This is a genomic window from Actinoplanes sp. ATCC 53533, assembly GCF_003947245.1.
Window position 1 is genome coordinate 1 of the sequence record NZ_QHHV01000278.1, and the last position, 7695, is coordinate 7695.

A 7695-nucleotide genomic window follows, 5' to 3' on the forward strand; every position below is an offset into this window, starting at 1 on the left:
GAGCGACTCGCCCGCCGGGTCTTCGCCGCCGGGCTCGCCCACACGATCCTGGCGGTGCCGATCGCCCAGGAACGCGCCACCATGCATCTCGACACGGTGTGCACGATGGTCGACGTCGACGCCGTGGTGATGTATCCCAACATCGCCGACACCCTGCGGGCCTACCCGGTGACCGCCGGCTTCGACGGCGAGCCGGTGGTCGGCCCGTCCCGGCCGTTCCTGGACGCGGCCGCCGAGGCGATGGGCATCGACCGGCTCCGCATCATCGACACCGGGCTGGACCCGGTCACCGCCGAGCGCGAGCAGTGGGACGACGGCAACAACACGCTGGCGATCGCGCCCCGGCTCTGCGTGGCCTACGAGCGCAACGTCGAGACGAACGCGCAGCTTGAGCGGGCGGGCATCGAGGTGATCGCGATCAGCGGCTCGGAGCTGGGCTCGGGCCGCGGCGGCCCTCGCTGCATGAGCTGCCCCATCGAGCGCGCGCGATAACCGGGGCCGGTGCGCGCTGGTCGCAACGACGCGCGCGCACCGGCCACTGCGGAGTGAAGTGCGCCCGGGCGTTGATGCACGACATCTACGGCGTCGGCCCGCTCAGCTCGCTCGCGTTGTGCGCCTGGCTCGGCGGCGCCGACCGGTTATCCTCGTCACGTAAGGCGGTCCGCTTCGTCGGCCTGGACATCACCGTGCACTCCTCCGATGGCAAACGCAGCCCCGGCCGACTGTCGCGGCAAGGCCCCGAAGTGTTGCGCTGGCTGCTGTTCGAAGCCGCCAAGACCTCTGCCCGCGCCTGCGCACCCGGCTACGGCTACTACACCGCAGTCAAGGAGCGCTACGACGCGAACCGGGCCTGCCTATCGCGAGCCCGCCGGATCGTTCGGCAGAGCGCGCACATCCTGACCGGGCTCGGCGACGACACGTTCACCATCGTCGCCCAACCGATCGCACCCACGACCATCGCCCGCTGAACCACTACGGGACCGTCCGGCGAGGACCGGCCGGTCCACCATCCATCGATGACGGGCACTGACGCAGGAACATTCATGATCACAACGCCCAACCAGATCGATACGACCTATCTCACCGATTCTTGAGCCCCGACGTCACTGCTCGGCCAGGCTCTCGAAACCGTGATGCCGGCCGGTACTGACCATGAACTGCAACCCGGGCCGATGCCGCTGCCCAGTGCGCCAGGCGAACCGCCGCACCGGCTGCATCCCGGTCACCGGCACCGAGGCCAGATCGCGTACCGGACAGGACACCATGCCCTGACCGGTCTGCCACGACACCGACCACCGACCGAACAACTCCCGCGACACCGCATCCGCCGCCGCGACGACGTCCTGGGCAAGATCCAGATCGACGAACAGCTCATCCACCCCGCAGCCCCCGGACCACAACGGACCAAGCCGGTCACGGCGCACCGGGCTGGACCGCTCTCGCTGGCCGCATAATCCATCGAAACACGCCACTGCCTTGCTAAGCGGCAGGCGCGCCACGGTCCCTTGGAAGCGCCCTACCGGCTGATGCAGGCCGAGCTTGAGGCGAAGGGCGCCCGGACGCAGGTCTGACCACTTCGATACCGGCCACGGTCAGCGGGCGCGAATGATCGCCGCGTGCCGCCGACCGATGACCACCTTCGCGCCACGCTCAGTCACCACGAACGTCCGGTCGGCGGGCCGGATCGCGGCAGAAGATTGAGCGACAATAACGACACCTCCAGGGCGTCCAGCGGCAAGGAGGCTGAGCATCATGCGAGACAGGTCATCGCTTGCTGGCGGGCTCGACGATGGACCGCAAGGCATCCAGATGGGCGCTGAGTTTCTCCCGTCCGAGCGGTGTCAGCGCCAGCCAGGTGCGGGGACGGCGCCCGGCGTAGCCCTTACGCACCAGGACCAGCCCCGCCTCTTCCAGGATGGTCATCTGCTTTGACATCGTCGCTGCGTTGATCTCGACGGTCTCGGCGACAAACCGGAACTCCGCCTCGTCGACCTCGGCGAGGACCGCCAGGATGGACAGCCGGATCGGGAAGTGCACCACTGGGTCGAGGCGATGCCGCGGGTGGCTGGATTCGCTCACCGGCCCACCCACCACGCGTTGACCAGCCCGACGGCCAGGACAACCGCCGCGGCGATGACGTAAGTCCAGAGACCTCCGGCCGAGGCAGGGTTCACGAACAGGGCCAGAGCCAGCACCAGGGCCAGGGCGACACCCGCAGTTACGAGGACCACTCGCCAGGCGGGCCTGGCCTGCACCAGACCGGGCTTCTCGACCCGACCTGCCGTCCTCATCGTCAGGTAGATCCCGACGAAGAAGAACGGCCACGTCGGCCAGCCGCTGGGCAACCATGTGGCCACGATGCCGGTCACGACGACGATCGCTGCGTTCGCAAGCGCGGCGATGACCGAGCTCCGCCGCATCGCCCGGCGGGCAGCTCGGGCTGCGATTTCACTTACCACCGCGACATGTTGAAGGTCTGCGCGCGCGTCAGTGTCGCTGTCCGCCCCGGTCTCACTCATGACTCCCCCTTGTCACCGCTAGTGCAATTAGTTTCTCAGAGGGAAACAAGTTGGTCCAAAGCCAAGTTGTCCAAGTCAGCGAATTCGGCGGCACTGGCACCGACAGTCGGGCTGCAGCCCCGGCCCGACACAGGTGGCCTGTAGGCCAGCCGCCGGCATGAACAGCACGTCGGGACGCGGCCGTTCGAGATCCGGCGTCACGTCGGTGACCGGACCATGGTCGGCCCCGTCGCGGCGATCGACCCCCGTCCGTTCCGGTCCGCCCTCGACAAGGTCTTCCTGCCCCCGGCTCGAAGCACGGTAGTCGGGTAGCGCCGCCCGCGGCGCTCTTTCGTGGCCGGGGTGGCCCGCTCGAAGACTGACGTCCATCGATATATCGCTAAATCGGAATCCGGACTAACGGGCACCAAGTGCGAAAGGTCGGCTACCTGGTGTAACGGCGGGCTCCGGTCTGTCTACAGTGCACGAATTGTGCCGAACCCGAGATGATGGGAGTCGTCGTGAAATGTCGATGGTGGGTGGCCGTCTGTGTGCTGCCACTGGTCCTGCTTCCCGCACCGGCGCTGGCGGTCGCCGCCGTGCCGGAGCGTGTCACTGTTTCGCTTGCCGGCGGTGAGCCGAACGGAATGAGTGGCAGCATCTCGTTCAGCGCGGACGGCCGGTTTGTGGCGTTCGAGTCGGAGGCCTCCGACCTGGTGCCCGGCGACACCAATGACACGACCGATGTCTTCGTTCGCGACCGGCTGACCAGTGCCACCCGGCTCGGCAGCGTGCGGCCGGACGGCACCACCGGCATCGAGTCGTCCTACGAGCCGGCGATCAGCGACGACGGCCGGTACCTGGCGTTCTCGTCCCCAGTGAACGACCTCGTCCCGGGCGACACCAACGGCAAAACCGACGTCTTCGTGCGGGATCTGCAGGCCGGCAGCACCGTGCGGGCCAGCGTGAACGACCTCGGCGAGGAACTCAACGATGCCAGCTACCTGCCCGCGATCAGTGCGGACGGCCGGTATGTCGCGTTCGCCTCGAAAGCCTCGAACCTGCCGTTCATCGACAAGAACGGCGTCAGATGGGAAGACATCTTCCTGCGCGACATGGTGACCGGCGCGGTCTCGCTGGTCAGCCGCTCAGTCACCGGCACCGGCGGCAACTACGCGGGCCTCTACGCACAGATCAGCGGGGACGGCCGGTACGTGGCGTTCCGGAGCAGGTCGACCAACCTGGTGCCGGACGGCCTCCCGCCGCTGCACGGCCTGTTCGTCCGGGACATGCTGACCGGCTCCATGATCCGGACCACGGTCTCCTCGACCGGCGTGCGGGTGGCCAACACGGACGCGTCCATGAGTCGCAACGGCCGGTATGTCGTGTTCGGTTCCATCGCGACCGACGTGGTGCCCGGCGATACCAACGGCCGGGCCGATGTCTTCGCCCACGACCTGCGGACCGGCGAGGTCGAGCTGGTCAGTTTCGGCGACGCCAGCCAGCAGGGCGACGGGGAAAGCGTGGACCCCAGCATCAGCGACGACGGCCGGTGCGTGCTCTTCGACTCGTACGCTGGCAATTTCGACCCGACCGACCTCAACGGGACCGGCGACGTGTACCTGCGGGACCGGACCGCCGGGACCACCACCCGGGTGACCCGTTCCGCCTCCGGCGGCGATGCAGACTCGCGCAGTTACGCCTCGCGGATCAGCGCCGACGGCCGGCACGCGGCCTACGTCTCCCCGGCCACCAACCTTCAGTCCCCGCCCGACCCGGGCGGCCACGAGGACATCTTCGCGCAGCCGACCGGCTGCGCGTAAATCGCTGGGCCCTCCCCAGTTGGCCAGTTTCTGTTGCCGGCTCTGGGAGAACACTGGGCTCGCTACCACGGCCACTCACGTACGAGATCTTCCGCGAGTTCGTCCGGCCAAACGACGAACACTCGGTCGGCGGAGTCGTCGGAGACGAGTTGCGGACCCGCCGTCGAGCTCAGCCTGCGTACCGCGAACCACGCTGCCCCGTGGCAACCGGCATCGCGGAAGGCAGTCAGGACCTCCGCGACAGAAGGCAGCGGTACCGGCGCCCTGTCGGGCACTCCGCGCGAGCTACTCCCTTCAGCAGCCCATTCCAACATGCCTCGTTGGCGAGGTCGTGCAGAGGGATCGCATGCGATGACCAACTCGCCGCTGTAGTTTCCCATCGAATTCCACTACCTGCCGGCCAAGATCGGGTGCGCTCTCATAGCCGATGAGCGGATGTCTCGGCTCAGGGCTGTGGAGGAGTTTCATTCGCTCTGGACGACGGAACCGCGGGGATCGCCAACTGTGGGTCGACGCCGGCAAACGCGAGCGCGATGACGAACCCGGCGACCTCCTCCAATTGGCGCGCCCGGTCCAGGCCGCCGAGTACGGCAGGAACACCACCGACGTCCCGCACGAGTGAACCGACGATCTCCAGCGCTCGCGGGTCGTCCCCGCACATCGCGACCGTTGCCGGTGACGACGCGGGCGTCGTCCACCGCGTCGACGGGAATAGCTGGAACGCCTTGACCACCTGGGCGCCGGGGGCGAGTTCGGCGACGTGATGCGCCATCGCGCGCCCGGATTGCAACTGCAGCACGCCAATTCCATGCTCGACCGCGTTCGTCGGATCAATGAGCGGTTTGCCGGCGAGTGACCCGGTTGGTGCACCGGCAGCCCTGAGGATGTCGGCGACACCCTGCCAATGTACGGAGAGCAAGACGGCGTCGGCGTCCACGGCGACCTCGGGTACAGGCCGGGAATGGGCTCCGGAGGCCTTCGCCGCAGCGTCCGCGCGCTCGGGCGAGCGGCCGCCGATGCTGATGTCATGTCCGGCCCGGGTCCAGCCGGTGGCGAGCGCCGTGGCGAGGGTTCCGGTGCCGAGGATTCCGATACGCATGGCGTCAGACCCTAGAAAGTCCGATGCGAACCGATCGGGTCGTTACGCACCACCAGGTGTGCATCGGCCATGACACGATGACCGGATGTCTCGTGATACGGACGGTGGCTGCGAGGATTTCGTAGCGGACTGCCGGCTGCGGATGGGAACCGACCTGTTCACGCACGTGTGGGATCCGGTGGTGCTGGCAGCCCTCACTGACGGCCCGCAACGCCGCCGCACGCTTCGGGCGAATATCGGCGGCATCAGCGACAAGGCTCTCACCGAGGCACTCCATCGGCTTACCACCAACGGCCTGCTCGAACGGAGGTCGTACGCCGAGGCACCCCCTCGTGTCGACTACGCGTTGACACCCCTCGGCCGCACCTTCGCCGACGGGCCGATGCGCGCACTCGCTGAATGGATCATCCGATACGGCGACGAGCTTTTCGAGGCGCAGGAACGAATGCGCTCGGCGTACACCTGACGCCTCCATCCGGCTGCCCACCGTCCCGTATCCCCGGCCTTCCCCGGCGACCCGGGTCGCGGTCAGCGTGCCGAGCTACCCGACTGGACCAGCAGGCGCCTCCGCGGTGCGCCGGAGGCATGCGAGGATGCGGCGTGATCTCTTGGGCGCAGCGCCGAGTCTGCCGTCGCTTCGGTGTCGCACCGCTTCTTCCGGGTCGACGAACGATGATCGGCGTCGGCTTGAGCCGCAGCTCGAAGCTGCTACCGCTCAATGCCATCCGCCATCCGCCCGTCGGGCAGTCCAACGGTTGGTACGTATGGCGAGGTGAGCCGGCGCCGCGGGACGACGACTTCTTCAGCCCGATTCATGTCGAGCAGGCCAGAAGTCATTTCCCCGAGTTGGTGGCCTATCTGGCTCTACCACCTGGCATGGGCCTCATCCTCGCTCCAGGCCATGAGGATGTTTGGCATGATGAGGCAATTCTCGAGCCATGATCCTGATCGGTGGTTGGCTCACTCTGCTAGCCGCGATACGCGCGCTCGCGGGGAGCAAAATGGGAGCAGCGGGCCGCTCCCAACGGCGCTGAACCGACCTGAACCATGCTGAGCTGCGAGTAACTGCCCTACCGTCCATGCAGGTCATCGCAGAGTCGCAGGCCAGAGGCATGTTGACCGATCGTTGACAGGGAAGAGATCACTGGTTCGATCCCAGTATCGCCCACCAGTTTTCGCAGGTCAGAGCACCGATGCGGGTTGTTCCCGCTCGGTGCTCTTCTGGTTGTTCGGGGCAACTTTGCCCCCAAGGTAACGACCCAACTGGCGCGCCGGGCGCTACCAGTGGCCGCCGTGGTCGAGCCGTCGCTTTTGCAGTTCGCGGGTGGTCTTGCCGCTACTGGTGACGGTACGGGTCCGGGTGATCCGAAAGGCCTGTTCGGCGGGTTGGTCTGGGTGTGGAGTGCGTCGGCGCCGAAGATCGGGCCTTTTCCGGCTGCCCAGCACGGCTTCGACGGCGTCCAGCAACGGGTTGAACACGGGGATTTCGTCGGATTTCGCGTCGATGGTGACCTGCGCCGGGACGATCCCGGTGCTGGTGTCCAGCGCGGACAGCAGGTGAACCTGCCGGCCGTCGGTGCGGCGGGCACCTCGTAAGGTCGACCGTGAGGAGCCTGGCAAGCGGAGCGCACAGCCCGCGTGGGCTACGAGGATCCGGCACCGCCGTCAACGCGTGCAGCAGGCCCGCTTGTTCACCGGTCGGTCACCGGGTGGGCTGGTGTGTCGGTGGGGGTGGTGACTACGCAATGGCCCTGCCTCTCGTGGCCGCAGTTCGTGCTCGATGCGGCGGTCGAGGGGTCACTCCCCGATGGCCCCTGGCCGGCTCAGTCCCGGTCGTCGCAACGGATGCCCACGCTGCCGATATCTCCACGGCGCACCAGCTCGCGGATCGCCGCGGTCATCGCCGACACACCCGCCTCCGGCACGATCAGCTGGTCGGCGACCCAGAAATAGCTGCCGTTCGCCACTTCGCCGGTCTGCTTCCACCGTGCCAGCAGGCGGCCCACCTCAGCGACGGTGAAAATCGTCAGCGCCCACGAGGAGCCATCGGGAAGGTCAACGAACGCGTCCACGTTGGCCACCGTGTCCACGGTGTCCGCGTCGGGATCGAGCAGGAATCGCGCCACGAACGTCGACTCAGTGATGGTCGTGTACGGATCGCTGGCATCCACAACACCAATCATGTCGGACGGCTACCTCAATCTCATGTGGCGAAGCGCCGGCAGCCCTTGCGAGTACCGCCGGCTCACCGAAGACGACGACCGCCGGCTGACCG

Annotated in this window: 11 protein-coding genes; 6 read left to right on the top strand and 5 right to left on the bottom strand. The window is 67.4% G+C overall.

All coding sequences use genetic code 11. The annotated features are described in order from the left end of the window. On the top strand, positions 1-492 hold a 492-nt coding region (locus tag DMB66_RS53200), incomplete at its 5' end, for an arginine deiminase family protein (RefSeq protein WP_233625482.1). A 74-nt stretch (positions 493-566) separates the two neighbouring features. Next, positions 567-968, top strand: a complete 402-nt coding sequence (locus tag DMB66_RS53205; RefSeq protein ID WP_125811690.1) for a transposase — start codon at positions 567-569, stop codon at positions 966-968. Positions 969-1103: 135 nt separating this feature from the next. Here DMB66_RS53205 and DMB66_RS53210 read toward each other — a convergent pair whose 3' ends face one another. The 3 genes from DMB66_RS53210 to DMB66_RS64900 form a co-directional block, all read right to left on the bottom strand. Then, a complete protein-coding gene (locus tag DMB66_RS53210) occupies positions 1104-1424 on the bottom strand; it encodes a hypothetical protein (protein ID WP_125811691.1) in 321 nt (106 codons plus the stop codon). Positions 1425-1764: 340 nt separating this feature from the next. Then, on the bottom strand, positions 1765-2079 hold the full coding sequence (locus tag DMB66_RS64895; RefSeq protein ID WP_233625483.1) for a transcriptional regulator: 315 nt from the start codon (positions 2077-2079) through the stop codon (positions 1765-1767). Continuing rightward, positions 2076-2459 (bottom strand): hypothetical protein, encoded by a 384-nt coding sequence (locus tag DMB66_RS64900; protein WP_233625484.1) that lies wholly within the window; start codon positions 2457-2459, stop codon positions 2076-2078. The genes DMB66_RS64895 and DMB66_RS64900 overlap by 4 nt, the downstream gene beginning before the upstream one ends. A 560-nt stretch (positions 2460-3019) precedes the next feature. On the opposite strand from DMB66_RS64900, the gene DMB66_RS53220 reads away from it, so the two are divergent. Then, positions 3020-4321 (top strand): PD40 domain-containing protein, encoded by a 1302-nt coding sequence (locus DMB66_RS53220; RefSeq protein WP_158647657.1) that lies wholly within the window; start codon positions 3020-3022, stop codon positions 4319-4321. A gap of 445 nt (positions 4322-4766) precedes the next feature. On the opposite strand, the gene DMB66_RS53225 is transcribed toward DMB66_RS53220, so the two are convergent. Beyond that, positions 4767-5420 carry an NADPH-dependent F420 reductase gene (locus DMB66_RS53225; RefSeq protein WP_125811694.1) on the bottom strand — a complete coding sequence of 218 codons (654 nt, stop codon included), beginning with the start codon at positions 5418-5420 and terminating at the stop codon, positions 4767-4769. 85 nt (positions 5421-5505) lie between these two features. On the opposite strand from DMB66_RS53225, the gene DMB66_RS53230 reads away from it, so the two are divergent. The 3 genes from DMB66_RS53230 to DMB66_RS61920 all read left to right on the top strand — a co-directional run bounded on the left by DMB66_RS53230 (position 5506) and on the right by DMB66_RS61920 (position 7016). Further along, positions 5506-5886: a helix-turn-helix domain-containing protein gene (locus DMB66_RS53230; protein ID WP_125811695.1), complete on the top strand. Its 381-nt coding sequence runs from the start codon at positions 5506-5508 to the stop codon at positions 5884-5886. A gap of 134 nt (positions 5887-6020) precedes the next feature. Further along, the gene (locus tag DMB66_RS53235; protein WP_233625485.1) at positions 6021-6362 is read left to right on the top strand and encodes a hypothetical protein; all 342 of its coding nucleotides are present in this window, start codon (positions 6021-6023) and stop codon (positions 6360-6362) included. 342 nt (positions 6363-6704) lie between these two features. Continuing rightward, a complete protein-coding gene (locus DMB66_RS61920; protein WP_158647658.1) occupies positions 6705-7016 on the top strand; it encodes a hypothetical protein in 312 nt (103 codons plus the stop codon). Between the two features lie 227 nt (positions 7017-7243). Here the strand turns inward: DMB66_RS61920 and DMB66_RS53240 are convergent, their stop codons facing one another. After that, the gene (locus tag DMB66_RS53240) at positions 7244-7591 is read right to left on the bottom strand and encodes a hypothetical protein (protein ID WP_125811696.1); all 348 of its coding nucleotides are present in this window, start codon (positions 7589-7591) and stop codon (positions 7244-7246) included. Positions 7592-7695: the final 104 nt, after the last annotated feature.

Bases quoted from the DNA above. Each gene is read 5' to 3' on its own strand.
- DMB66_RS53225 (WP_125811694.1), bottom strand. From the start codon at position 5,420: ATGCGTATCGGAATCCTCGGCACCGGAACCCTCGCCACGGCGCTCGCC.
- DMB66_RS53205 (WP_125811690.1), top strand. From the start codon at position 567: ATGCACGACATCTACGGCGTCGGCCCGCTCAGCTCGCTCGCGTTGTGC.
- DMB66_RS53230 (WP_125811695.1), top strand. From the start codon at position 5,506: ATGTCTCGTGATACGGACGGTGGCTGCGAGGATTTCGTAGCGGACTGC.